Origin of the sequence: Dryocola sp. LX212 (assembly GCA_041504365.1) — a bacterium.
In the GTDB taxonomy this organism is placed as follows: domain Bacteria; phylum Pseudomonadota; class Gammaproteobacteria; order Enterobacterales; family Enterobacteriaceae; genus Dryocola.
Genome location: CP167917.1, coordinates 3,606,345 through 3,630,857 on the forward strand (window position 1 = coordinate 3,606,345; position 24,513 = coordinate 3,630,857).

Consider the following 24,513-nt stretch of genomic DNA (forward strand, 5'->3'; position numbering starts at 1 on the left):
GTGGATGACGCTACCGTTTATCTACCCTGCAAAAAACCAGGGCAGCGTCACCCGCCGATGAATGTTAATCCCACAAATCCCTGGCAGGATCGAGCACCGGACGGATAATCCCGGCGCGGATGGTGAAGTCGCCGAAGCCTTCATCCCCTTCACGCTCTTTCGCCCAGCGCCCCACCAGCTCATCAATGGAGGCCAAAATTTCGGGCTCGGTGATGTTCTCGCGGTACATGCGCGGGATGCGCGTGCCGATGCGGTTACCGCCGATGTGCAGGTTGTAGCGGCCAGGCGCTTTACCCACCAGACCGATTTCCGCCAGCATTGCGCGACCACAGCCGTTCGGGCAGCCGGTCACGCGCAGGACGATGTTCTCTTCGCCAACGTGGTGCTTCTCCATCACATCTTCAACTTTAGTCACAAACTGCGGCAGGAAGCGCTCTGCTTCGGCCATCGCCAGCGGACAGGTTGGGAAGGCGACGCAGGCCATGGAGTTTTCACGCTGCGGTTTCACCGCATGCATCAGCCCACTTTCTTTCGCCAGCTGCTCGATCTTCGCCTTTTCGCTTTCCGGCACGCCAGCCACGATCAGGTTCTGGTTAGCCGTCAGGCGGAAATCACCTTTGTGGATCTTCGCGATCTCCAGCAGGCCTGTTTTCAGCGGACGATCCGGGTAGTCCAGGATGCGACCGTTCTCGATAAACAACGTTAGGTGCCATTTATCATCGATGCCTTTTACCCAGCCGATGCGATCGCCACGGCCGGTGAATTCGTATGGACGAATCGGCTCAAAGGTAATGCCCGCGCGGCGCTCTACTTCCGCTTTAAACACGTCAACGCCGACGCGCTCGAGGGTGTATTTGGTTTTCGCATTTTTACGGTCGGTACGGTTACCCCAGTCGCGCTGGGTAGTCACCACCGCTTCGGCAACGGCAAGCGTGTGCTCCAGCGGGATATAGCCGAATTCGCTCGCGGTGCGGGCGTAGGTGGCTTTGTTGCCATGCTCGATGGATAGCCCACCGCCCACCAGCAGGTTGAAGCCCACCAGCCTGCCGTCTTTAGCGATGGCGATGAAGTTCATGTCATTCGCATGCAGATCCACATCGTTCTGCGGCGGCACCACAACCGTGGTTTTAAACTTACGCGGCAGATAGGTCGCGCCCAGAATCGGCTCTTCGTCGGTGGTCGCGACTTTCTCTTTGTCCCACCAGATTTCAGCATACGCGCGGGTGCGCGGCAGCAGGTGCTCAGAGAGTTTTTTCGCCCACTCGTAAGCTTCCTGATGCAGTTCAGACTCAATCGGGTTCGAGGTGCAAAGCACGTTACGGTTAACGTCGTTGGCGGTCGCCAGCGCGTCCAGCCCGACTTCGTGCAGCATCTCGTGCGCGGGCTTCACGTTCTTTTTCAGGATGCCGTGAAACTGGAACGTCTGGCGGTTAGTCAGACGGATGCTGCCGTAGATGGTTTTATCTTCGGCAAACTTATCAATGGCGCGCCACTGCTGGGTGGTGATAATGCCGCCCGGCAGACGACAGCGCAGCATCATGGCATGACGCGGCTCCAGCTTCTGCTCGGCGCGTTCGGCACGGATGTCACGGTCGTCCTGCTGGTACATGCCGTGGAAGCGGATCAGCAGGAAGTTGTCGCCCTTAAAGCCGCCGGTCAGGCCATCCTGCAAATCTTCTTTGATGGTGCCGCGCAGGAAATTGCTTTCCAGCTTCAGGCGCTCGGCGTCAGCCAGTTTTCCTTCGACCACTAACGGTCCGGGGTGTTTATCGCTCATTAGTAGACATCTCGCTGATAACGGCGCTCAACGCGCAGCTCACTCAAAAATTCATCGGCCGTCTCGGTGTCCATGCCACCGAACTCGGCTACCACTTCCAGTAAAACCTGCTCAACGTCTTTTGCCATGCGATTGGCATCGCCGCAGACGTATATGTGGGCGCCTTCCTGAATCCAGCTCCACAGCTCCGCGCCTTTTTCGCGCAGTTTATCTTGTACGTATATTTTGTGTTCCTGGTCGCGGGACCAGGCGAGATCGATTTTGGTCAGCAGGCCGTCTTTAACGTAGCGCTGCCACTCAACCTGATACAGGAAGTCATCGGTGAAGTGCGGGTTGCCGAAGAACAGCCAGTTTTTGCCGCTAGCGCCGTCGTTTTCACGCTGCTGCATAAAGGCGCGGAAAGGCGCAATGCCGGTGCCGGGGCCGATCATGATCACCGGGGTTTCCGGGTTGGCCGGCAGGCGGAAGTTATCGTTATGTTCGATGAACACGCGCACTTCACCGTCTTCTTCCAGACGGTCGGCCAGGAAGCCAGAGGCGCCGCCGGTGCGGGCACGCCCTTCGATGTCGTAGCGCACCACGCCAACGGTAATGTGAACTTCGCTTTCTGCTTCAGCCTGTGAAGAGGCGATGGAGTACAGGCGTGGCGTCAACGGACGCAGCAGCTCAACCAGCTGGTCTGCGGTCAGCTCCGCCGGGGCATAGCGCACCATGTCGACAATCGGCGTGCTCTGGGCAAAGTGCTGCAGTTTGGTTTTGTCGCCAACCAGGTCGAGCAGCGCGGCGTTACGGGTAAGCTGCGCGTACTTCTCAACGATGTTCGCGGTGTTAATGGTCAGCTCAAAGTGCCACTCCAGCGCCTCGCTAAGCGGTAGGGTTTTGCCATCAACGGTGACGGTTTCATCGCCCTTTAGCCACAGCAGCTCAACAAGCTCTTTCACCAGGGCCGAGTCGTTCTGATACCAGACGCCGAGCGCGTCGCCGGGCTGGTAGCGAAGGCCAGAATCACCGAGATCGATTTCGAGATGGCGCACGTCTTTGTCAGAGTCACGTCCGGTGATTTTCTGGTTCACCGCGAGCGTTGCGGTCAGCGGCGCTTCTTTGGTGTACGGGCTGGAGAAGACTTCGTTGACCACGCCGGTTGCCGTGGCTGCGGCCTGTGCAGGCGTTTCAGCCGGGACGCGGGATTTCAGGATATCAACGATTTTAGCGCGCCATTCCTGAGCAGCAGGCTGGAACTCAACGTCGGTGTCCACGCGGTCGAGCAGCCGCTGACCGCCCAGCTCCGCAAGCTTCGAATCGAAGTCTTTGCCGGACTGGCAGAAGAATTCATAGGAGGAGTCGCCCAGGCTGAACACGGCAAAGGCCGTATCGACCAGCTTCGGCGCTTTTTTGGAGAAAAGATATTTATGCAGCGCCACCGCTTCTTCCGGCGGCTCCCCCTCCCCCTGCGTGGAGGTCACGACAACCAGCAGTTTTTCCTGGGCGATTTGTTTGAATTTATAGTCCCCAGCGTTCACCAGGTTAACGTTCAGCTTTGCTGCTAACAGGTCGTCGCGCAGCTGTTCGCTGACGCGGCGTGCGTTGCCCGTCTGGGAGGCGGAGATCAAAGTGATCGCTGGCACTTCCGCAGCCGTTGGCTCAGGCGTGGCAATGCTACCAGGCTGTTGATTAATCATCCCCCAGAAATAGCCTGATAACCAGGCCAGCTGCGTCTGCGAGAAGTCTGTTGTTGCCGCCTGGAGGCGAGCCAGTTGCTCCGGGGTGAGCGGCAGCAAAGCGGTCGGTGGGGCCTGAGTTGTCATGCTTGATTGGGTTCCAGTAGCAAAAGGTCCGTTTATAACAATCAACGGTAAAAAGCATTCATAGGGGTAAGGGTAACCAGCCGGATAGTAACAATTAAAGAAGGGATGGAAATAACAAATAACCAAAATGACTAACCGCTTTTTCGGGTAATTCATAACATTAAAAACGATTAATTAACCATCTGAAATGAAAGGAATTTCATTCAGAACAGCACGACAAAGAGACGGCAAAAAGAAGATGAGGCTTTTAGTTAATGCGCAAAAATGTCAATTCCGGTACTATGCGGCGGTTTTTCGCTCGACTTAACTGCGCTAACTGAGACTCAATAATGGCAACCACCCTGTTTAAAGATTTTACCTTCGAAGCCGCCCACCGCCTGCCGCACGTACCGGAAGGCCACAAGTGCGGTCGCCTGCACGGCCACTCTTTCATGGTGCGCCTGGAAATCACCGGCGAGGTCGATCCGTATACGGGCTGGATTATGGATTTCTCCGAGCTAAAGGCGGCGTTTAAGCCAACCTACGATAGCCTCGATCATTACTATCTGAACGATATTCCAGGCCTTGAGAACCCAACCAGCGAAGTGCTGGCGAAGTGGATCTGGGACAAAATGAAACCCATCGTTCCGCTGCTGAGCGCGGTGATGGTTAAAGAGACTTGTACCGCCGGATGTGTGTATAAGGGCTAAGCCTTTGGTGGATGGCGCTGCCGCTTATCCACCCTACAAAACTACAAAACATAAAGGCACCCTTGGGTGCCTTTATGCGTTAAGCGATATTAAGATACTTGTGCGTCTGCATGGAAAGCCGCCAGTTGCGGGCGATACAGGTTTCGATGCACAGACGCGTGGCATCTTCTTTCTGGCTGATGGGCTGCAGGGCAATCACACGGTTTTTCTCGTCATGCAGCGTTGCCAGCAGCTCATCCAGCGCTTCTATATCACGCACGCGTCCTACCGGGTGTTTAATCTCGTCGGCTCGTTCCAGCGCCTGCGCGAGGATGTCGTAGCCACCGCGCATGTTCACCTTCGGCGAAACTGTCACCCAGGTCCCCGGCGTACAGCGCACTTCATGCGTGCCGCTGGTTTCAATCTGGCAGCTAAAACCATGATGTTCCAGCAACGAAGTGAGCGACATCAGGTCGTGAATGCACGGCTCACCGCCGGTAATCACCACGTGGCGTGCGGTATAGCCCTGACGCTGAATGATATTCAGCAGGTCTTCCGCACTGGCCCCGCCCCACTTATCGCTCTCTTTGGTTTTCGCCAGAATGCTGAACAGAGAGACTTCACGATCCGCGAGCTTATCCCAGGTGTGTTTGGTATCGCACCACGCACAGCCGACCGGGCAGCCTTGCAGGCGAATGAAGATGGCGGGCACACCAGTAAAATAGCCCTCCCCTTGCAGGGTCTGGAACATCTCGTTAATCGGGTACTGCATAATCATCTCTGTTATCTTCGCAAAAAGTAATTATCGCAGAACTAACGGTTGAGATCATGCGCGGCGGTGAAAACAGCCCAATTCGCTATGAACCGGGCCGGCCTGATTGGCAATTAGCTTTCCGAATACATCGCGTTGGCGAAACGGCGGGTAATTTGCTGCGGACGGGTAATCGCCCCGCCCACCACCACCGCATGGGCTCCAGGCTCAAGACAATGCGCCGCCATCTCCGGTATTTCAGCGTTGGCGTGATGTAGACATCGCTGCCCGGATAGTCACGCTTAACGATGGCGATAACCAGTATATCCACCAGTCCCATGATTGCCTGCACATCAACAAGACTGTTAGCGCGAATCGCCGACGTAAAACCGCTGGGTATTCGGATCGGCAAGCTGTACGAAGAAAATAGGGGGCAGGCTAAATGCCAAAGTGGGCGCAATGTTGCTGGTAGAGGTGCTGGTGGGAGAACTGATAAGTCATGACAGCCGGTACGCAACGGCTAGTCAGCAAACTGCCAGCGCTACGCTGCCGCTGCTGTTGTAGACCTGCCGGAGAATAAAAAAGGCCGGGAAATCCCGGCCCGTCACTGGTTACTTGTGCGTTCTGAAATCAATCACCATGCGGCCTTTGATTTTGCCGCTCTCCATCTCTTCGAAAATGGCGTTGATGTCTTTCAGCGGACGCAGCGCGACCTTCGGCGTGACCTTACCTTCAGCAGCAAACTGGAACGCCTCGGCCAGGTCCTGACGGGTGCCGACCAGCGAGCCAACAACTTCAATGCCGTCCAGCACCAGGCGCGGAATATTCAGGCTCATGGACTCTGACGGCAGGCCAACGGCCACCACGCGCCCACCCGCGCGAACGGCATCTACCGCCGAGTTGAACGCGGATTTCGCCACGGCGGTCACCACCGCGGCATGCGCGCCACCGGTTTTCTCCTGAATGACTTTGCCGGCATCTTCGTTGCGCGAGTTAATCACCATATCCGCGCCGCTCTCTTTGGCAAAATTGAGCTGCGCATCGTTAACGTCTACCGCGATGACTTTGGCGTTAAAGACGTTCTTCGCGTATTGCAGCGCAAGGTTGCCGAGGCCGCCCAGGCCGTAAATCGCAATCCACTGCCCTGGCTTGATGCCAGCAACCTTAACGGCCTTGTAAGTGGTCACACCTGCGCAGGTAATGCTGCTGGCGGCGGCTGATTCCAGGCCGTCCGGCACTTTTACGGCGTAGTCTGCAACCACAATGCACTCTTCGGCCATGCCACCATCCGCGGTGAAGCCTGCGTTGGTCACGCTGCGACACAGCGTTTCATTACCGCTGTTGCAGTATTCGCAGTGGCCGCAGCCACGGAAGAACCACGCAACGCTTGCCCGGTCACCTACTTTTAAGGAGGTCACGCCAGGCCCGACGGATTTAACAATACCAATCCCTTCATGTCCGAGCGTAGTGCCCGTAACATCACCAAAATCTCCGTTCTTAACGTGCAAATCGGTGTGGCACACACCGCAGCATTCCATTTTCAGCAATGCTTCGCCGTGCTCCAGCGCGCGCATCGGTTTGTCTACGATTTCAACGGAATGGTCTTTCGTAACAACTGCTGCTTTCATGGCGGTCTCCTGACCTGTTGTGGTATTCCTCCCTGATTTTGGACGGATAAGATGCAATCTGCAAATGAGAATGCGTCTTTAAATCAAACTAAGTGCGAGAATTTGAGAAAAAAGGGTAAAAAAAAACCGCCGAAGCGGTTTTTTTATAAGAAGAGGACCGTAACGAATTACTGGCCTTTAACTTCTTTCAGACCGTTGAATGGTGCTGCATCACCCAGCGCTTCTTCGATACGAATCAGCTGGTTGTATTTAGCAACACGGTCAGAGCGGCTCATAGAACCAGTTTTGATCTGGCCTGCAGCGGTACCCACAGCCAGGTCAGCGATGGTAGCGTCTTCAGTTTCGCCTGAACGGTGTGAAATAACGGCAGTATAGCCAGCGTCTTTCGCCATTTTGATCGCTGCCAGAGTTTCGGTCAGAGAACCGATCTGGTTGAATTTGATCAGGATGGAGTTAGCGATGCCTTTGTCGATACCTTCTTTCAGGATCTTGGTGTTGGTTACGAACAGATCGTCACCAACCAGCTGGATTTTGTCGCCCAGTACTTTAGTCTGGTATGCGAAGCCAGCCCAGTCAGACTCGTCCAGACCGTCTTCGATAGAAACGATTGGGTACTGTTTAGTCAGATCTTCCAGGAAATGGGTGAATTCTTCGGAGGTGAACGCTTTGTTGCCTTCGCCAGCCAGAACGTATTTACCGTCTTTGTAGAATTCAGATGCCGCACAGTCCATAGCCAGAGTAACGTCTTTACCCAGCTCATAGCCCGCAGCTTTAACCGCTTCAGCGATAACAGCCAGCGCTTCTGCGTTAGAACCCAGGTTAGGCGCGTAGCCACCTTCGTCACCAACAGCAGTGCTCATGCCTTTAGATTTCAGCACTTTCGCCAAGTTGTGGAACACTTCAGAACCGATACGAATCGCTTCTTTCAGAGTTTTAGCACCAACTGGTTGAATCATGAACTCTTGAATATCAACGTTGTTGTCAGCATGCTCGCCGCCGTTGATGATGTTCATCATTGGCAGAGGCATAGAGTATTTGCCTGGGGTGCCGTTCAGTTCAGCGATGTGTGCGTACAGCGGCAGGCCTTTAGAGGCAGCAGCAGCTTTTGCAGCAGCAAGAGAAACAGCCAGGATCGCGTTAGCACCGAAGTTAGATTTGTTTTCAGTACCATCAAGATCGATCATGATCTTGTCGATGTTAGCCTGGTCTTTCGCATCTTTACCCATAACCGCCTGAGCGATTGGGCCGTTAACAGCGGCAACGGCTTTAGTCACGCCTTTACCCATGTAACGAGATTTGTCGCCATCGCGCAGTTCCAGCGCTTCGCGGGAACCCGTAGAAGCACCTGATGGTGCAGCAGCCATACCTACGAAACCGCCCTCCAGATGAACTTCGGCTTCAACAGTCGGGTTACCACGGGAGTCGATGATTTCACGACCGATGACTTTAACGATTTTGGACATTAGGTTTTCCTCAGTACAAGTTAAACTAAAACTCCAGACAAACAACGCGCGAAATGTCGCGCGTTGTCGTTCTAACTCTGCTTACTTCGCCTGACGCTTCTGGTACTCACCGGCAGCTTTCACAAAGCCTGCAAACAGTGGATGCCCGTCACGCGGCGTAGAAGTAAATTCCGGGTGGAACTGGCAGGCAACAAACCAAGGGTGATTTGGAACCTCGATGATTTCTACCAGTTGATCATCGCCGGAGCGGCCCGCAACTTTCAGGCCCGCTGCTTCAATCTGCTTCAACAACATGTTGTTGACTTCGTAGCGGTGACGATGGCGTTCAACGATTTGCGGCTCGCCGTACATCTGGCGCACCAGCGTACCGTCGGTCAGCTGACACTGTTGGCCACCCAGACGCATAGTACCGCCCAGATCGCTCTTTTCAGTACGCACTTCAACGTTGCCTTCTTCGTCACGCCACTCGGTGATTAACGCCACCACCGGATATTTACAGTCTGGCACAAATTCCGTGGAGTTGGCGTTAGCCATCCCTGCAACGTTACGCGCGAACTCGATCAGCGCAACCTGCATACCCAGGCAGATACCCAGATAAGGAATATTGTTTTCACGAGCATAGCGGGCGGTAGCAATTTTGCCTTCCACGCCGCGATAGCCAAAACCGCCAGGGATAAGAATAGCATCCAGACCCTTAAGAAGCTCTTCGCCACGTGTTTCAACATCTTGCGAATCAATCAGCTTGATATTGACGGTCAGACGGTTCTTCAGGCCACCGTGTTTCAGCGCTTCAATCACCGATTTGTAGGCATCCGGCAGTTCAATGTACTTGCCGACCATACCGATGGTGATCTCGCCCGTTGGGTTCGCTTCTTCGTAGATTACCTGTTCCCACTCGCCCAGATTAGCTTCTGGTGCGTTAATGCTGAATCGTTTACAAATATAATCGTCCAGCCCCTGTGATTTCAACAGGCCAGGGATCTTATAAATAGAATCGACATCTTTCAGGGAGATAACCGCTTTCTCCGGCACGTTACAGAACAGCGCGATTTTCGCACGTTCGTTTGCCGGAACCACGCGGTCAGAACGGCAGATCAGCACGTCTGGCTGAATACCGATAGAAAGCAGTTCTTTTACGGAGTGCTGTGTTGGTTTGGTTTTCACCTCACCGGCTGCGGCCATGTACGGCACCAGGGTCAGGTGCATATACAGCGTGTGCTCACGGCCCACTTCAACGGCCATCTGGCGAATCGCTTCGAGGAACGGCAGGGATTCGATATCCCCCACGGTGCCGCCGATTTCAACCAGCACGACGTCATAGCCTTCGCCACCTTCAAGGATGCGTTCTTTGATAGCGTTGGTGATGTGGGGGATAACCTGTACGGTTGCGCCCAGGTAGTCGCCACGGCGTTCTTTACGCAGAACTTCTGAGTAGATACGGCCAGTGGTAAAGTTGTTACGACGCGTCATTTTGTTACGGATGAAGCGCTCGTAGTGACCCAAATCCAGGTCGGTTTCAGCGCCGTCTTCGGTAACGAACACTTCCCCATGTTGAATAGGGCTCATGGTACCCGGATCGACGTTGATGTACGGATCGAGTTTCATGATGGATACGTTGAGGCCACGGGCTTCGAGAATAGCTGCGAGGGAGGCTGCGGCAATGCCTTTACCCAGAGAGGAAACGACCCCGCCGGTCACAAAAATATAGTTCGTTGTCATGCTGAACCTGAGAAGTTAGGTTTAAAGACGATGGAATAACCAGGACGGGAAAGCAGTATACCCGAACACTCAGGGTGCCACAAACTTTCATTCTTCAACCCGCCAACCTGACCTCGCGCTTTGTCAGGCTTGAGAAAATAGCGGGTCTGGCATAAATGTTTTTGACGCAAATCAAGCGCTTGTTAAATGGGAATACCGGGAAATAGCGCTTGACCGCAAAAACGCGTTAGATTTCAGTTTCCTGGCGTTTAACCTGCTGCCAGGCATTTTCCATTTGATCGAGGGTCGCGTCGGTCATCTGCAGCCCCTGCGCGGCGATAATCCGTTCCACCTCCCGGAAACGACGCTCGAATTTGCGGTTGGCTTTTTGCAAAGCAACTTCAGCTTTGGTGCCTAAATGGCGGGCCAGATTAACCGTAGCGAACAACAAATCCCCGACTTCTTCTTCAAGTTTCGCTTCGTCCACAACGACCTGCTGAGCTTCGTGCATCACCTCATCGATCTCTTCGTGAACTTTTTCCAGCACCGGGCCAAGAGAGGTCCAGTCGAAGCCTACGGATGAGCAGCGCTTCTGAATTTTATGCGCGCGCATCAGGGCAGGAAATGCCTCGGGGATATCATCCAGCGCGGAGTGCTGAGCTTTCTCCGCGCGCTCGGCGGTTTTGATCTGCTCCCACTTCGCCAGCACTTCGGAACTGGTACCCGCTTCGCCGTCGGCAAAAATATGCGGATGGCGGCGCTCCAGCTTGTCGCTGATGGATGAGCAGATATCGTCGAAATTAAACCGCCCCTCTTCCTGCGCCATCTGCGCATAAAACACGACCTGGAAAAGCAGATCGCCCAGCTCGCCGCGCAGATCGTCAAAATCTTCACGGTTAATGGCGTCCAGCACTTCGTAAGTCTCTTCCAGGGTGTAGGGCGCGATAGTGGCGAAGGTCTGCTCGCGATCCCACGGACAGCCGTTTTCCGGGTCGCGCAGCCGCTTCATGATGCCAAGAAGGCGGGTAATTTGAGTCAATGTCGATCCTTAAGAAAACGTAGGGCAGATAAGCAAAGCGCCATCTGCCGGGTATTGAATGTTTTGGTGGATGGCGCTTCGCTTATCCACCCTACAGGTCAGCCGTGCAGCCGTTTCGCATCGATGATATCCGGCACCTGGTTCAGCTTGCCGAGCACACGGCCCAGCACCTGCAGGTTGTAGATTTCAATGTTCATGTCGATGGTGGCCAGCTGTTGCTTTGTGTCGCTGCGGCTCGCCACGCCCAGCACGTTCACCTTCTCGTTTGCCAGAATAGTGGTGATATCGCGCAGCAGGCCGCTGCGATCGTTCGCCGTCACCCGCACCACCAGCGAATAGCCGCTGGAGTAGCTTTCACCCCAGACGGCGTCCACGATACGTTCTGGGGCGTGGGATTGCAGGTCGGCCAACTGGTCGCAGTCCGCGCGGTGGATGGAGATGCCTCGTCCCTGAGTGATGAAACCGATAATTTCATCCCCTGGAATCGGCTGGCAGCAGCGCGCAATGTGGTGCATCAGATTGCCCACGCCTTCCACCACCACCCGGCCATTATCCTTGCTGCGGGACTGATGCTGGCTGGAGGATTTTTTCTCCAGCTGACGAAGCGCCTGCTCGTCCTGTTCAGCGGCGGTTGGCTTGTTAAACTGCGCCTGCAGGAAGTTGCTCATCTGGTTGAGGCGAATATCCCCGCCGCCAATCGCCGCCAGCAGCTCTTCAATTTCGTTGAAGTTGTAGCGCGGCAGCAGATGTTTTTCGGCCTCTTTCAGGCTGATGCCCAGCCGCTCGATCTCATCGTCGAGGATCTGACGGCCCGCCACAATATTTTTGTCGCGATCCTGCTTGCGGAACCAGTTGTGGATCTTGGCGCGCCCACGGCTGGTGGTGACGTAGCCCAGGTTTGGGTTCAGCCAGTCGCGGCTTGGGTTCGGCTGCTTCTGGGTGATAATGTCAACCTGATCGCCCATCTGCAGCTGATAGGTGAACGGTACGATGCGCCCGCCAATTTTCGCGCCGATGCAGCGGTGCCCCACGTCGCTGTGAATGTGGTAAGCAAAGTCTAGCGGCGTGGAACCGGCAGGCAGGTCAACAACGTCGCCTTTTGGCGTAAATACATAAACCCGGTCGTCGAAGACCTGGCTGCGCACTTCGTCGAGCATTTCGCCGGAGTCCGCCATCTCTTCCTGCCACGCAATCAGCTTACGCAGCCAGGCGATACGGTCTTCGTGCCCGGAACTGCCGCTGCGCGCGTTACCCTCTTTGTATTTCCAGTGTGCGGCAACGCCCAGCTCCGACTCTTCGTGCATCTGTTTGGTCCGGATCTGGATTTCGATGGTTTTGCCGTTCGGCCCCAGCACAACCGTATGGATAGACTGATAGCCGTTTGGCTTCGGGTTGGCAACATAGTCGTCGAACTCGTCCGGCAGGTGGCGGAAATGCGTGTGGACGATGCCCAGCGCGGCATAACAGTCTTGCAAACGTTCGGCCACCACGCGCACAGCCCGTACGTCGAACAGCTCATCAAACGCCAGCGCTTTCTTCTGCATTTTGCGCCAGATGCTGTAGATGTGTTTAGGGCGGCCATACACTTCGGCCTTCACGCCCTCCTCTTTCATCGACTTGCGCAGCAGCCCGACGAACTCATCTATGTAGTGTTCGCGGTCGATACGGCGCTCGTGCAGCAGTTTTGCGATGCGCTTATATTCCGCCGGATGCAGGTAACGGAAGCAGTAATCTTCCAGCTCCCACTTCAGCTGGCCGATGCCGAGGCGGTTGGCAAGCGGCGCATAGATATTGGTACATTCTTTCGCCGCCAGCACGCGCTCGTCTTCCGGCGCGTCTTTCACTTCCCGCAGGTGGGCGATACGTTCGGCGAGCTTGATGACCACGCAGCGGAAGTCATCCACCATCGCCAGCAACATGCGGCGGACGTTATCAACCTGTTCTGCGGAGACGGAATCGGTATGGGCGGCTTTCAGCTGGCGAATGGCGGCCATGTCGCGCACGCCGTGTATTAGCGTCACTACCTGACTATCAATACTTTCCCTCATCACCTCTTCGGTGACCACGCCAGCGTCCGCCAGCGGGAACAGCAGCGCCGCCCGCAGACTATCGTTGTCCATGCTGAGCATAGAGAGGATTTCCACCATCTCAACGCCGCGCCACAGCAGCAGCTCCGCGTTCGGATGGCCTTTCGTCTGCTGCTCGCAGTAACGCCAGGTTTCGGCTAAGCGCTCACACGACTGCTGGTTAGTGATCCCGAGACTCGCAATCCATTTATCGGGCGCAAATTCGCCAGCTTTGTTGATATGTGCACTTCTTACCGCAACCATTGTCCTCTCCTGTCGGTTTCTCAATCAGACCCAGGCCTGATTAACCGCTTAAATACGCTCAAAGAGCGCCATTGACTCCAGGTGCCCAGTGTGGGGAAACATGTCGAGCATTGCCAGCCGCTGAATCTGATAGCCCGCAGCCAGCAGCGCTTCGCTATCGCGGGCGAGCGTAGTGGGGCTACACGAGACGTAAACGACCCGTTTGGGAGCAAGGCTAATCACATGCTGCATCACGCCTGGCGCACCGGCTCGGGCAGGGTCGAGTAAGATTTTATCGAATCCCTGCGCCGCCCAGGCATGACGAGTCACATCCTCCTCCAGATTTTCATGAAAGAATGTGACATTTTTCAGCGAATTATTTTGGGCATTATATTCGCCTTTCGCCACCAGCGCAGCAACGCCTTCCACCCCCACCACGCTCGCCGCTCGTTTCGCCAGCGGCAGGGTAAAATTGCCCATGCCGCAGAACAGATCCAGCACCCGATCCTTTGGCTGTACGTCCAGCCAGTCGATAGCGCGAGCGACCATCTGCTGATTCACCCCGTCGTTCACCTGGATAAAGTCACGCGGGCTGAAACTTAATCGTAGACCGTCCGAATCATACCAGGGCGCATCGTTGCCGTTCGCCTCAAGCGTTTCACCGTCGGGTGCTAAAAATAGCGCAAGCCCGACAGAATGCGAGAATTGTTCCAGTTTTTGTCGATCGGCAGGCTCCAACGGCGAAAGATGCCGCAGAACCATCAGCGGCCCGCTGCCCGCCAGCACCAGCTCTACGTGCCCTAACTTGCGCACGGCCTTCAGTTCCGACAGGCATTTACGCAGCGGGTTAATCAGTGCTTCGAGCTGGGGCACCAGAACGGGGCACCGTTTGATCTCCACCAGCTCTTTGTCGCTGGCCTTACGAAAGCCCATCTGCAACGTATGCGTTTTAAGATTGAAGTTGAGGCTCAGGCGCGCACGACGGCGGTAGCCCCACGGCTCACCTGAAATAATCTCATTCACCTCACGAGGGGCATCACGGGTGCCCATCATGCGGGCCAGCGCGCGGGATTTCGCCTGCTGCTGAAGGGGGACGTTTGCGTGCTGCTGCTGACAGCCGCCACAAACGCCAAAGTGCGGGCAACGTGGCACAACCCGCTCGGGGCTGTCGGTTAAGCGCCGTTTGACCACAGCCTGGGAAAAATTACGTTTATCCTCAGTGATCGTGACCTCGGCCTGCTCACCCGGCAGTGCACCCGCGATAAACAGCGTTTTTCCGTTGTGACGCGCAACGCCCTGCCCGAAGGGGTCAAGGTCATTAACCGTCACAGTTATGATCTGACGTGTCGTAACACGTCGCTTTGCAGAGTAGAATTGCGCCATATGTCGAGATGAACTCTTAAATTTTAACCGTTGCCTCAATTGTCCCATATCGGAACCCCATGACCAACTACAGCCTGCGGGCACGCATGATGATCCTGATTCTGGCTCCGACGCTGATGATCGGTCTGCTGCTCAGTACCTTCTTTGTCGTCCACCGCTACAACGACTTACAGCGCCAGCTGGAAGATGCCGGCACCAGCATTATTGAACCGCTTGCCGTGTCGAGCGAGTACGGGATGAACTTCCACAGTCGTGAGTCTATCCACCAATTGGTTAGCGTGCTGCACCGTCGTCACTCTGATATCGTCCGCGCCATCTCGGTATTCGATGAGAACAACAAGCTTTTTGTCACCTCAAATTTCCAACTTAGCCCATCCGTTCTGCAGCTTCCCGCCGGAGTAAAAATCCCCCTGAGCCTGAGCGTCACGCGCAGAGGCGATGTGATAATCCTGCGTACGCCAATCATTTCCGAAAGCTACTCGCCGGATGAGTCCGCAGTGGTGGATGCCAAGCAGGACGGCAACACCCTCGGCTACGTCGCAATGGAGCTGGATCTGAAGTCGGTTCGCCTGCAGCAGTATCGGGAAATTTTCATCTCCATCATGATGATGCTGTTCTGCGTGGGGATTGCGATGCTATTCGCCTATCGCCTGATGCGCGATGTAACCAGCCCAATTCGCAACATGGTCAACACGGTTGACCGTATCCGCCGGGGGCAATTAGACAGCCGCGTTGAGGGCTTTATGCTCGGCGAACTGGACATGCTCAAGAACGGAATTAACTCGATGGCGATGTCCCTGACCGCCTATCACGAGGAGATGCAACACAATATTGACCAGGCCACATCGGACTTGCGTGAGACCCTTGAGCAGATGGAAATTCAGAACGTTGAGCTGGATCTGGCCAAAAAGCGCGCTCAGGAAGCAGCCCGCATCAAGTCAGAATTCCTCGCCAATATGTCTCATGAGCTGCGTACGCCGCTCAACGGCGTGATTGGCTTTACCCGACTGACACTAAAAACGGATCTTAACGCCACCCAGCGCGATCATCTGCACACCATTGAACGCTCGGCGAACAACCTGCTGACCATCATCAACGACGTTTTAGACTTCTCCAAACTCGAGGCCGGGAAATTGATTCTGGAAAGCATCCCGTTCCCGCTGCGTAATACCCTGGATGACGTCGTCACCCTGCTCGCCCATGCCGCCCACGACAAAGGTCTGGAACTGACGCTCAATATTAAAAATGATGTGCCGGACAACGTTATTGGCGATCCGCTACGTTTGCAGCAGGTCATCACCAATCTGGTCGGCAATGCGATTAAATTTACCGAAAGCGGCAACATCGACCTGCTGGTTGAGAAGCGTTCGCTGGGCAATAACAAAGTCCAGATAGAGATGCAGATCCACGATACCGGCATCGGCATTCCCGAACGCGAGCAGTCGCGGCTGTTCCAGGCCTTCCGCCAGGCTGACGCCAGCATCTCCCGCCGTCACGGCGGCACCGGGCTGGGGCTGGTCATCACCCAGAAGCTGGTTAACGAGATGGGCGGGGACATTTCATTTCACAGCCAGCCAAACCGCGGCTCGACCTTCTGGTTCCATATCAATCTGGATTTGAACCCTAACGCGGTGCTCGACGGCCACTCGACCGAAAACCTGACCGGGAAGCGCATTGCCTATGTTGAACAGAACGCTGCAGCGGCGCAAAGTACGCTGAATCTGCTTTCCAGCACGCCGCTAACGGTGGTCTACAGCCCGTCGTTCACCACGCTGCCGGATGAGCATTATGACATCCTGCTGATCGGCATCCCGATTACCTATAACGACTCGCTGAGCATGGAAAATCCGAAGCTGGTGAAGGCCACGGCCCTGACGGACTGCCTGATTCTGGCGCTCCCCTGCCATGCGCAGGTCAACGCAGAGGAGCTGAAGAGCAAAGGCGTGGCGGGCTGTCTGCTCAAACCTATTACCTCCACCCGACTGCTGCCGATACTGGCAGATCGCTCCTTCAGCAAAACGCCAGCGCCGGTGGACGGCAGCGAATCGGGCAAGCTGCCAATGACCGTCATGGCGGTAGACGATAACCCGGCAAACCTGAAGCTGATTGGTGCGCTGCTTGAGGACCAGGTGCAGAACGTCGTGCTATGCGACAGCGGCATGCAGGCCATTGAGCGCGCCAGGCAGATGCAGATAGACATCATCCTGATGGATATCCAGATGCCGGAGATGGACGGCATACGCGCCTGCGAGCTGATCCGCCAGATGCCGCATCACCAGCAGACGCCGGTGATTGCCGTCACGGCCCATGCTATGGCCGGTCAGAAAGAAAAACTGCTGAGCGCCGGCATGAACGATTACCTCGCCAAACCCATTGAGGAACAGAAGCTGGTCAATCTTCTCGCCCGCTACCAGCCCGGCACTATTGTGGCCTCTCACCCGGCAATGATCCCGGATATTTCGCCGCAGAGCCTGCAGGCCAGCCAGACGCTGGACTGGTCGCGGGCTTTACAGCAGGCGGCCAATAAACCCGATCTCGCACGAGACATGCTGCAAATGCTGCTCGCCTTCCTGCCTGAAGTGTGCAACACCGTTGAGGAACAGCTGGTTGGGGAGGATCCTGAAGGGCTGGTCGATATTATTCACAAGCTGCACGGGAGCTGCGGCTATAGCGGCGTACCGAAACTAAAAAATATTTGTATGAGGCTGGAGCATGAGATGCGCAGCGGCGTGGCCCCGCAGGAGCTGGAGCCGGAGCTGCTTGAGCTGCTGGATGAGATGGATAACGTCTCTAAAGAAGCCCAGAAAATGCTGGCTAACTTCGAGACATAGCGCGCCACATCGCCTCAAAGCCAGAGGTTTTATACTGCTGGGCTTTTTCCGGCTCCCGGGAGGCGAATTCGGTGGTGGTTTCCGCGAGCGAGAAAAAAATAGCGTCCGCAAAGGCCGACTGTCCGCAGGATAAGAGTTCATTAGTAATGCAGTCTTCTGCAAGCTTACGCAGTTCAGGATGAACACGCGCTACGCTGTCTTTGGTTTCCTGGGTGATCTTATCCGACACCGCCAGCTGACGCATGGCCTTGCTGGCCTGAGGATGAACAAGCCCCCAGTCGATGAAGCTGCTCCACACCATACGCGCCCGCTCTTTTACCGAGGCGTCGGCCTGAAAATTCTGCATCATCGTTCCCCCGAGGCTCGTTTTCAGGTACAGATACAGCCCGTTCAGCAGCTCATCTTTCGTGGCAAAGTAACGAAACAGCGTCCCTTCGGCGACACCGGCATTTTTGGCAATCAAAGACGTCGCCGCCCCTAAGCCGAATTCAGCCACGGCTAACTTTGCGGCCTCAAGCAGCGCTATTCGTTTGCATTCACTCTTTGGACGAGCCACATTTCCTCACAGATATTGCGAATTTACTCAAAATTAAACCATGTTCCCTGACGCCGGAGCAACTATGTTAAAACGTCCGCGCTTAAGCAACGATTAACATTTCGCTGACAAAAATGTCATTGACGGTGAACAACCACCTCCTATAATGAGTGCTCACTCACTCAATGACAAGCGCATTAACCCGGAGGAAGTATGTCTATGCCCGCAAACTTCATGGAATCCCTGATTGAGTGGATTGAAGAAAATATGGATAAACCGCTGAGGATCGAGGACGTTGCGAAGCACTCCGGTTATTCGAAGTGGTATTTACAAAGGATGTTTACCAGCACCACGGGAAAAAGCATGGGCACCTGGATCCGCGACCGCAAGCTGATGCTGGCGGCGACCGATTTGCTGAATACCAACGACCGTATCGTCGACATCTCTGAGCGTTACGGCTTTGATTCCCAGCAGTCGTTCACGCGGATTTTCGGCAAAAAATATACAACTTCCCCTTCCGCCTATCGGAAAATGCACGAGCAAAAGGTTGCCTGATTTTTTATAGGACGAGTATAGCGTTACAAAGCACGCCCTATCGCGATCGTCGCGGCGATATTCCTTGCCGCGATGCGCAGGTTAGCCCCGGCGTTGTCCAGCGCCTCTTCCAGCGTACAGATGGTGTAAAGCACGCTGAATACCGCGTCCAGGCCATGCTCGTGCACCACGCCTGAGTCCGCCGTCAGGCTGCCGCCAATGCCAATAACCGGCTTCCCGTAGCGTTTAGCCACTCGGGCAACGCCCACCGGCACCTTACCGTGAATGCTCTGGCTGTCGATTCGTCCTTCCCCGGTGATAACCAGATCCGCATCGCGCACCAGCGCATCCAGATCCAGCGCCTCGGTAACTATTTCTATCCCCTGACGCAACTCCGCGCCGCAGAAAGCATAAAGCGCAGCGCCCATGCCGCCCGCCGCGCCGCCACCGTCCAGCGTCAGCACGTCCTTATCCAGATCGCGGGCAATAATTCTGGCATAGTGCGCGAGAGATTTATCCAGCCGCTTTACCATTTCCGGCGTTGCGCCTTTTTGTGGGCCAAAGACAGTGGAAGCCCCGTCCTCGCCGGTTAAAGGATTGGTGACATCGCAGGCGACCTCTATACGACACGCCTGTAGGCGCTTATCCAGCCCACCGATGTCGATGCTTGCCAGCTTATCAAGCTCGCCGCCGCCGTAGCCCAGCGACTGCCCCTGCTTATCCAGCAGTTTAGCGCCCAGCGCCTGCACCATACCGATGCCGCCGTCATTGGTGGCGCTGCCGCCAATGCCAATAATGATGTGCTTCACGCCGCCGTCCAGCGCGTGGCGAATCAGCTCGCCGGTGCCCCATGAGGTGGTCAGCAGCGGGTTACGCTGCGAGGCGGGGACCTGCTCCAGGCCGCTTGCCGCCGCCATTTCGATAAACGCACTTTTCCCGTCCCCGGACAGCCCATAAAACGCGTCAACGGGTCTTCCCAGCGGGCCGGTTACCTCAACTTCGACGATACTCCCTTCGGTTGCGGCAACCATCGCCTCTACCGTCCCTTCCCCGCCATCAGCAACGGGCAGTTTCACGTAGCTGGCATCCGGGAAAATCTCCCGAAAACCGGCCTCAATTTGTGTCGCCACCTCCAGAGCGCTGAGGCTCTCTTTGTAAGAATCTGGTGCGATTACAATCTTCATATGCCGTCCGTCGCGATGTGGGGATGGGGTGTCCGGCGCCTGACGGCACCGGATCCGTTTTAACGCACCATGCAAGGGCGTTTGTTATCAAACTTCCACTCAGGGATAAGGTACTGCATCGCCATCGCATCATCACGTGCGCCAAGCCCGTGCTTCTGATAAAGCTCGTGGGCCTTCATCACCTGATCCATGTCCAGCTCGACGCCGAGGCCCGGCTTCGTTGGCACCTGCACCATACCGCCTTTGATTTCGAACGGCTGTTTGGTCAGGCGCTGGTTGCCTTCCTGCCAAATCCAGTGAGTGTCGATGGCGGTGATTTTACCCGGAGCCGCCGCCGCGACGTGGGTGAACATCGCCAGCGAGATATCAAAGTGGTTGTTAGAGTGTGAACCCCAGGTGAGGCCAAAATCATGGCACATCTGCGCCACGCGTACCGAGCCCTGCATCGTCCAGAAGTGCGGATCGGCAAGCGGGATGTCAACGGACTGCAGGGAGAGCGTGTGCCCCATCTGACGCCAGTCGGTGGCGATCATATTGGTGGCCGTTGGCAGGCCGGTCGCGCGACGGAATTCCGCCATCACTTCTCGGCCGGAGTAGCCCTGCTCTGCGCCACAGGGATCCTCAGCATAGGCCAGCACGCCGCGCAGCTGTTTGCCAAGCCCGATGGCTTCGTCGAGCGACCAGGCACCGTTTGGATCCAGCGTCACGCGAGCCTGCGGGAAACGTTTTGCCAGCGCGGTAACCGCTTCGGCTTCTTCGCTGCCGGCCAGTACACCGCCCTTTAGTTTGAAATCGTTAAAGCCATATTTTTCATAGGCTGCTTCCGCCAGGCGCACCACGCTGTCCGGCGTCATCGCCTCTTCGTGGCGAATGCGGTACCAGTCGCATTTCTCATCCGGCTGACTCTGATAGGCCAGAGGCGTGGCTTTACGGTTGCCGACAAAGAACAGATAGCCCAGCATTTCCACTTCGCTGCGCTGCTGACCATCGCCCAGCAGGCTGGCCACGTTTACCCCGAGGTGCTGCCCGAGCAGATCGAGCATGGCGGCTTCAATGCCGGTAACAACGTGAATAGTGGTACGCAGGTCAAACGTCTGTAAGCCACGGCCACCGGCATCACGGTCAGCAAACTGCTGACGTACGGCATTAAGAATGTTTTTGTATTCGCCCAGCGTTTTGCCAACCACCAGCGCAGCGGCATCTTCCAGCGTCTTACGAATTTTTTCGCCGCCGGGAATTTCGCCCACGCCGGTATGCCCGGAATTATCTTTGATAATAACGATATTGCGGGTGAAGAACGGCGCATGCGCGCCGCTCAGGTTCATCAGCATGCTGTCGTGACCGGCAACGGGAATGACCTGCATGGCGGTGACGACGGGAGTAGAAGTTGAAGTGATCATCTTTAATTCCTTTTTAATCGAAATGTTTTATCCACGGCCAAAAGCGGGACGCTTGCGGTCAAACTGCCAGCCGGGCACTAAGTACTGCATGGCCGTGGCGTCGTTACGAGACCCGCCCGGCAGCGACTTGTAAACCTCATGCGCTTTCTGCACCTGGTCCCATTCCAGCTCAACGCCAAGGCCCGGGGCGTCCGGCACGGCGATTTTGCCGTTGACGATTTGCAGCGGGGACTTCGTCAGGCGCTGATCGCCTTCCTGCCAGATCCAGTGCGTATCGATGGCGGTAGGCTTGCCCGGTGCCGCAGCGCCAACGTGGGTAAACATCGCCAGCGAGATATCAAAATGGTTGTTTGAGTGGCAGCCCCACGTCAGGCCCCAGTCGTCACACAGCTGCGCAACGCGAACCGCGCCGCTTAAGGTCCAGAAGTGCGGATCGGCAAGCGGGATATCCACCGCATTTACCATCACGGCGTGGTTCATCTCACGCCAGTTGGTGGCGATCATATTCGTTGCCACCGGCAGACCCGTGGCACGGCGGAATTCAGCCATGATCTCGCGCCCGGAATAGCCCTGTTCAGCGCCACATGGATCCTCGGCGTACGTCAGAACATCGCCCATGCCCTTGCAAAGATCTATAGCTTCATCCAACAGCCATGCACCGTTAGGATCGACGGTAATGCGCGCGTCCGGGAAGCGTTTTTTCAGCTCGCAGGCGGCGTCCAGCTCCTGTTCGCCCGGCAAAACCCCACCTTTGAGCTTAAAGTCTTTGAAACCGTAGCGGTCCTGCGCCGCTTCCGCCAGCCGCACAATTGACTGGCTGGTCAGCGCTTCCTGATGGCGCAGCTCGTACCATGCGTGGCTGGCCTTGCTGCCATCCAGATACGGCAGGTCGGTTTTCTTCCGGTCGCCAATATAGAACAGATAGCCCAGTACGGTGACTTCGTCGCGCTGCTTGCCAGGCCCCAGAAGTTCGCAGACCGGCACGTTCAGCGCCTTGCCGAGCAGATCCAGCAGCGCCGCTTCGAGCGCCGCCACCGCGTTGACGCGCAGTTCAAACGTCCAGGCGCCTTTACCGAAAGTATCGAAATCTGCCGACTGATTGCCCTTGTGGACGTTTTGCACCACGCGATTCATGCGGGCAACTTCCTGTCCGACAACCTGCGGAATCGCATCCACCAGCGTCTGGTAAATCGTCTCGCCGCCGGGCGCTTCGCCAACGCCAGTATTTCCTGCATTATCCGTCAGCACCACGATGTTTCGCGTGAAGTAGGCCCCGTGCGCGCCGCCAATATTCAGCAGCATGCTGTCGTGACCGGCCACCGGGATGACCTTCATATCGGTAACTATCGGGCTTGCCTGAGTAGTCATGATGCGCGTCCTGTCAGCACGGGTTTGAGTTCAATACGCTTAATGTCGCCGACGATAATCAGGTAGCTCAGCACCGCGACCACCGCGTGGATGCCAACGTATATCAGCGCGCCGTTAAACGAGCCGGAAACCCCGACGATGTAGCCGATAGCGATTGGCGTCACGATGCCGGAGACGTTACCGAACATATTGAACAGGCCACCGCTCAGGCCGCTTATCTCTTTCGGTGCCGTGTCGGCCATGACCGCCCAGCCCAGCGCGCCAATGCCCTTGCCGAAGAAGGCCATTGCCATAAAGCCCACGACCATCCATTCCGCCTGCACATAGTTACAAAACACCATGCTGACCGAAAGCAGCATGCCCAGCACGATTGGCGTCTTACGGGCGATATTCAGGGAGCCGGTGCGGCGCATCAGCCAGTCGGATATGACCCCACCCAGCACGCCCCCTACGAATCCGCATACCGCAGGGACGGAGGCAACGAAGCCCGCCTTGAGAATAGACATCCCCTTTTCCTGCACCAGATAGACCGGGAACCAGGTAATAAAGAAGTAGGTTAGCGCGTTGATGCAGTACTGGCCGATATAAATGCCGATCATCATGCGCGAACCAATGAGCTGTTTGATCTGGCCCCACTTCTGGGAGAAGGGAACGTGCGCTTTGGTCTGCTTCTGATCCATGTTGATCAGCGCGCCGCCTTCTTCAATGTACTCCAGCTCTTTCTTGTTTACGCCGGGATGATTGTTCGGCTCGTGGATCACTTTCAGCCAGACGAAGCTGATGATAATGCCCAAACCGCCCATGAAGAAGAACACGTGCGACCAGCCCACCTCATGCGTTAACCAGCCCATGATCGGCGCGAAGATCACCGTCGCGAAATACTGGGCTGAGTTGAAAATTGAAACTGCCGTGCCGCGCTCCTGTGCCGGGAACCAGGCGGCGACTATTCGACTGTTGCCGGGAAAAGAAGGCGCTTCAGCCAGGCCTACCAGGAAGCGCAGGGTAAATAGCGCAACGATAATGCCAAAGCCGTTGAAGACGTCGACGAATCCCTGCAGCAGGGTGAACATCGACCAGATAAAGATTGACCAGAAATAGACACGTTTAGAGCCAAACCGATCCAGCAGCCAGCCGCCGGGGATTTGGCCGATGACATAGGCCCAGGAGAACGCCGAGAAAACGTAGCCCATGCCGATCGGATCAAGCCCGATGTCCTTTGCCATTTCCGAACCGGCAATCGACAGCGTGGCACGGTCGCCGTAGTTAAATGAGGTGACGATAAACAGCATCACCACTATCCAGTAGCGGGCGTTAGTCCTTTTTTCGACCCCGCTCGCCGTTTGGCTAAGTGTGTTCATGTTGCACTCCTGAATGATAGCTTTCGGCTACATTTCATTCTGAGAAGCTTTTGTAGGGTAATCAGAATGATGCGTCGGTTTATCCACAGTTTTTATCTTCGCAACACGCAGGGTGAAGCGGGTATCTGCGGTTTATTCTTTAACCGACTAGAAGTATATGGAGGGAGCCTGCGCGCCTCATCGTGCAATGACACAAGTTTGCCGGGCGGGGTTTGAGCACTTTATGGCGTCTGTCCAGGGTGCTGGGGGATGCTTCACGAAAATGGGATTGAGGGGAGTTTTGTAGGGCGGATAAGCGCATGCGCCATCCGCCGGAGAATTATTTAAGCAGTGTGGCCCAGTGCTCAACCCAGGGGTTAGCCGCCGCTTCCGGTTCAGGGTGATCATTGGCATCGATGAGCAACACTTCGCCGACGCGGGTTGCGCCCTGCTCCTGTAGCAGCGCGTCAAACTGTTTGCCGCCGCCGCAGAAATGGTCGTAGTTGCTGTCGCCCAGCGCGATCACGCCGTAACGCAGTTCCGGCTGATAGCCTACATCATCTTTCAGCGCCCGGAATAACGGCACGATACTGTCCGGCAGATCGCCCTGGCCGGTAGTGGAGGTGATGACCAGCGTGTACTGATTCTGATAGGGCTGCCAGTCGGACAGCTCCGGATCTTCAAATACCTTCGCCTGATGGCCTTTGCCTTTCAGGATCGTTTCGGCCTCCTCTGCCACCAGCAGTGCGTTGCCATACATGGTGCCAACAAAAATACCCACTTCAGCCATCGGTTAACTCCCT

General features: G+C 55.9%; 18 protein-coding genes and 2 pseudogenes. 4 read left to right on the plus strand and 16 right to left on the minus strand.

The window, feature by feature from the left end; translation table 11 throughout:
* Positions 1 to 64 precede the first annotated feature (64 nt).
* Positions 65 to 1,777: an assimilatory sulfite reductase (NADPH) hemoprotein subunit gene (gene cysI, locus ACA108_17355; protein XEX95103.1), complete on the minus strand. Its 1,713-nt coding sequence runs from the start codon at positions 1,775 to 1,777 to the stop codon at positions 65 to 67.
* Positions 1,777 to 3,582 carry an NADPH-dependent assimilatory sulfite reductase flavoprotein subunit gene (cysJ, locus tag ACA108_17360; protein ID XEX95104.1) on the minus strand — a complete coding sequence of 602 codons (1,806 nt, stop codon included), beginning with the start codon at positions 3,580 to 3,582 and terminating at the stop codon, positions 1,777 to 1,779. Before cysJ ends, cysI begins: the two co-directional genes overlap by 1 nt.
* 326 nt (positions 3,583 to 3,908) lie before the next feature.
* On the opposite strand from cysJ, the gene queD reads away from it, so the two are divergent.
* Positions 3,909 to 4,271 (plus strand): 6-carboxytetrahydropterin synthase QueD, encoded by a 363-nt coding sequence (gene queD, locus ACA108_17365; GenBank protein ID XEX98147.1) that lies wholly within the window; start codon positions 3,909 to 3,911, stop codon positions 4,269 to 4,271.
* A 79-nt stretch (positions 4,272 to 4,350) separates the two neighbouring features.
* On the opposite strand, the gene queE is transcribed toward queD, so the two are convergent.
* Both queE and ACA108_17375 read right to left on the minus strand, forming a co-directional pair.
* Entirely contained in the window at positions 4,351 to 5,022 is a 672-nt protein-coding gene (queE, locus tag ACA108_17370) for a 7-carboxy-7-deazaguanine synthase QueE (protein XEX98148.1), read from the minus strand.
* A 113-nt stretch (positions 5,023 to 5,135) separates the two neighbouring features.
* Positions 5,136 to 5,267, minus strand: a pseudogene (locus ACA108_17375) (N-acetylmannosamine-6-phosphate 2-epimerase).
* A 166-nt stretch (positions 5,268 to 5,433) separates the two neighbouring features.
* On the opposite strand from ACA108_17375, the pseudogene ACA108_17380 reads away from it, so the two are divergent.
* Positions 5,434 to 5,565: pseudogene (locus ACA108_17380) on the plus strand (RpiR family transcriptional regulator).
* Positions 5,566 to 5,612: 47 nt separating this feature from the next.
* On the opposite strand, the gene adhP reads toward ACA108_17380, so the two are convergent.
* The 6 genes from adhP to rlmD form a co-directional block, all read right to left on the minus strand.
* Complete coding sequence (gene adhP, locus ACA108_17385) at positions 5,613 to 6,629, minus strand: alcohol dehydrogenase AdhP (GenBank protein XEX95105.1); 1,017 nt, start codon at positions 6,627 to 6,629, stop codon at positions 5,613 to 5,615.
* Between the two features lie 167 nt (positions 6,630 to 6,796).
* Positions 6,797 to 8,092: a phosphopyruvate hydratase gene (eno, locus tag ACA108_17390; GenBank protein ID XEX95106.1), complete on the minus strand. Its 1,296-nt coding sequence runs from the start codon at positions 8,090 to 8,092 to the stop codon at positions 6,797 to 6,799.
* Between the two features lie 81 nt (positions 8,093 to 8,173).
* Positions 8,174 to 9,811, minus strand: coding sequence for a glutamine hydrolyzing CTP synthase (pyrG, locus tag ACA108_17395; GenBank protein ID XEX95107.1), 1,638 nt, complete (start codon positions 9,809 to 9,811; stop codon positions 8,174 to 8,176).
* A 226-nt stretch (positions 9,812 to 10,037) separates the two neighbouring features.
* Positions 10,038 to 10,829, minus strand: a complete 792-nt coding sequence (mazG, locus tag ACA108_17400; GenBank protein XEX95108.1) for a nucleoside triphosphate pyrophosphohydrolase — start codon at positions 10,827 to 10,829, stop codon at positions 10,038 to 10,040.
* 98 nt (positions 10,830 to 10,927) lie between these two features.
* On the minus strand, positions 10,928 to 13,159 hold the full coding sequence (gene relA / locus ACA108_17405) for a GTP diphosphokinase (GenBank protein XEX95109.1): 2,232 nt from the start codon (positions 13,157 to 13,159) through the stop codon (positions 10,928 to 10,930).
* Between the two features lie 48 nt (positions 13,160 to 13,207).
* Complete coding sequence (rlmD, locus tag ACA108_17410) at positions 13,208 to 14,521, minus strand: 23S rRNA (uracil(1939)-C(5))-methyltransferase RlmD (protein XEX95110.1); 1,314 nt, start codon at positions 14,519 to 14,521, stop codon at positions 13,208 to 13,210.
* A 59-nt stretch (positions 14,522 to 14,580) separates the two neighbouring features.
* On the opposite strand from rlmD, the gene barA reads away from it, so the two are divergent.
* Positions 14,581 to 17,352 carry a two-component sensor histidine kinase BarA gene (gene barA, locus ACA108_17415; protein ID XEX95111.1) on the plus strand — a complete coding sequence of 924 codons (2,772 nt, stop codon included), beginning with the start codon at positions 14,581 to 14,583 and terminating at the stop codon, positions 17,350 to 17,352.
* On the opposite strand, the gene ACA108_17420 is transcribed toward barA, so the two are convergent.
* Positions 17,336 to 17,908: a TetR/AcrR family transcriptional regulator gene (locus ACA108_17420; GenBank protein XEX95112.1), complete on the minus strand. Its 573-nt coding sequence runs from the start codon at positions 17,906 to 17,908 to the stop codon at positions 17,336 to 17,338. The two genes, barA and ACA108_17420, sit on opposite strands and share 17 nt — an antisense overlap.
* A gap of 192 nt (positions 17,909 to 18,100) precedes the next feature.
* Here ACA108_17420 and ACA108_17425 point away from each other — a divergent pair, with 192 nt between their 5' ends.
* Positions 18,101 to 18,442 (plus strand): helix-turn-helix domain-containing protein, encoded by a 342-nt coding sequence (locus tag ACA108_17425; protein ID XEX95113.1) that lies wholly within the window; start codon positions 18,101 to 18,103, stop codon positions 18,440 to 18,442.
* Between the two features lie 23 nt (positions 18,443 to 18,465).
* Here ACA108_17425 and ACA108_17430 read toward each other — a convergent pair whose 3' ends face one another.
* The 5 genes from ACA108_17430 to ACA108_17450 all read right to left on the minus strand — a co-directional run bounded on the left by ACA108_17430 (position 18,466) and on the right by ACA108_17450 (position 24,500).
* Complete coding sequence (locus tag ACA108_17430; protein XEX95114.1) at positions 18,466 to 19,605, minus strand: glycerate kinase; 1,140 nt, start codon at positions 19,603 to 19,605, stop codon at positions 18,466 to 18,468.
* Positions 19,606 to 19,664: 59 nt separating this feature from the next.
* Positions 19,665 to 21,005, minus strand: coding sequence for a glucarate dehydratase (gudD, locus tag ACA108_17435; protein ID XEX95115.1), 1,341 nt, complete (start codon positions 21,003 to 21,005; stop codon positions 19,665 to 19,667).
* Positions 21,006 to 21,032: 27 nt separating this feature from the next.
* Positions 21,033 to 22,373: an enolase C-terminal domain-like protein gene (locus ACA108_17440; GenBank protein XEX95116.1), complete on the minus strand. Its 1,341-nt coding sequence runs from the start codon at positions 22,371 to 22,373 to the stop codon at positions 21,033 to 21,035.
* Positions 22,370 to 23,731, minus strand: coding sequence for an MFS transporter (locus ACA108_17445; protein ID XEX95117.1), 1,362 nt, complete (start codon positions 23,729 to 23,731; stop codon positions 22,370 to 22,372). The genes ACA108_17440 and ACA108_17445 overlap by 4 nt, the downstream gene beginning before the upstream one ends.
* A gap of 319 nt (positions 23,732 to 24,050) precedes the next feature.
* Complete coding sequence (locus ACA108_17450) at positions 24,051 to 24,500, minus strand: flavodoxin (GenBank protein XEX95118.1); 450 nt, start codon at positions 24,498 to 24,500, stop codon at positions 24,051 to 24,053.
* Positions 24,501 to 24,513 lie beyond the last annotated feature (13 nt).

Excerpts from the sequence above, each read along its gene's own strand:
- cysI (XEX95103.1), bottom strand. The coding sequence starts at position 1,777 with ATGAGCGATAAACACCCCGGACCGTTAGTGGTCGAAGGAAAACTGGCT.
- cysJ (XEX95104.1), bottom strand. The coding sequence starts at position 3,582 with ATGACAACTCAGGCCCCACCGACCGCTTTGCTGCCGCTCACCCCGGAG.
- queE (XEX98148.1), bottom strand. The coding sequence starts at position 5,022 with ATGCAGTACCCGATTAACGAGATGTTCCAGACCCTGCAAGGGGAGGGC.
- adhP (XEX95105.1), bottom strand. The coding sequence starts at position 6,629 with ATGAAAGCAGCAGTTGTTACGAAAGACCATTCCGTTGAAATCGTAGAC.
- eno (XEX95106.1), bottom strand. The coding sequence starts at position 8,092 with ATGTCCAAAATCGTTAAAGTCATCGGTCGTGAAATCATCGACTCCCGT.
- pyrG (XEX95107.1), bottom strand. The coding sequence starts at position 9,811 with ATGACAACGAACTATATTTTTGTGACCGGCGGGGTCGTTTCCTCTCTG.
- relA (XEX95109.1), bottom strand. The coding sequence starts at position 13,159 with ATGGTTGCGGTAAGAAGTGCACATATCAACAAAGCTGGCGAATTTGCG.
- rlmD (XEX95110.1), bottom strand. The coding sequence starts at position 14,521 with ATGGCGCAATTCTACTCTGCAAAGCGACGTGTTACGACACGTCAGATC.
- barA (XEX95111.1), top strand. The coding sequence starts at position 14,581 with ATGACCAACTACAGCCTGCGGGCACGCATGATGATCCTGATTCTGGCT.
- ACA108_17425 (XEX95113.1), top strand. The coding sequence starts at position 18,101 with ATGTCTATGCCCGCAAACTTCATGGAATCCCTGATTGAGTGGATTGAA.
- ACA108_17430 (XEX95114.1), bottom strand. The coding sequence starts at position 19,605 with ATGAAGATTGTAATCGCACCAGATTCTTACAAAGAGAGCCTCAGCGCT.
- gudD (XEX95115.1), bottom strand. The coding sequence starts at position 21,005 with ATGATCACTTCAACTTCTACTCCCGTCGTCACCGCCATGCAGGTCATT.
- ACA108_17440 (XEX95116.1), bottom strand. The coding sequence starts at position 22,373 with ATGACTACTCAGGCAAGCCCGATAGTTACCGATATGAAGGTCATCCCG.
- ACA108_17445 (XEX95117.1), bottom strand. The coding sequence starts at position 23,731 with ATGAACACACTTAGCCAAACGGCGAGCGGGGTCGAAAAAAGGACTAAC.
- ACA108_17450 (XEX95118.1), bottom strand. The coding sequence starts at position 24,500 with ATGGCTGAAGTGGGTATTTTTGTTGGCACCATGTATGGCAACGCACTG.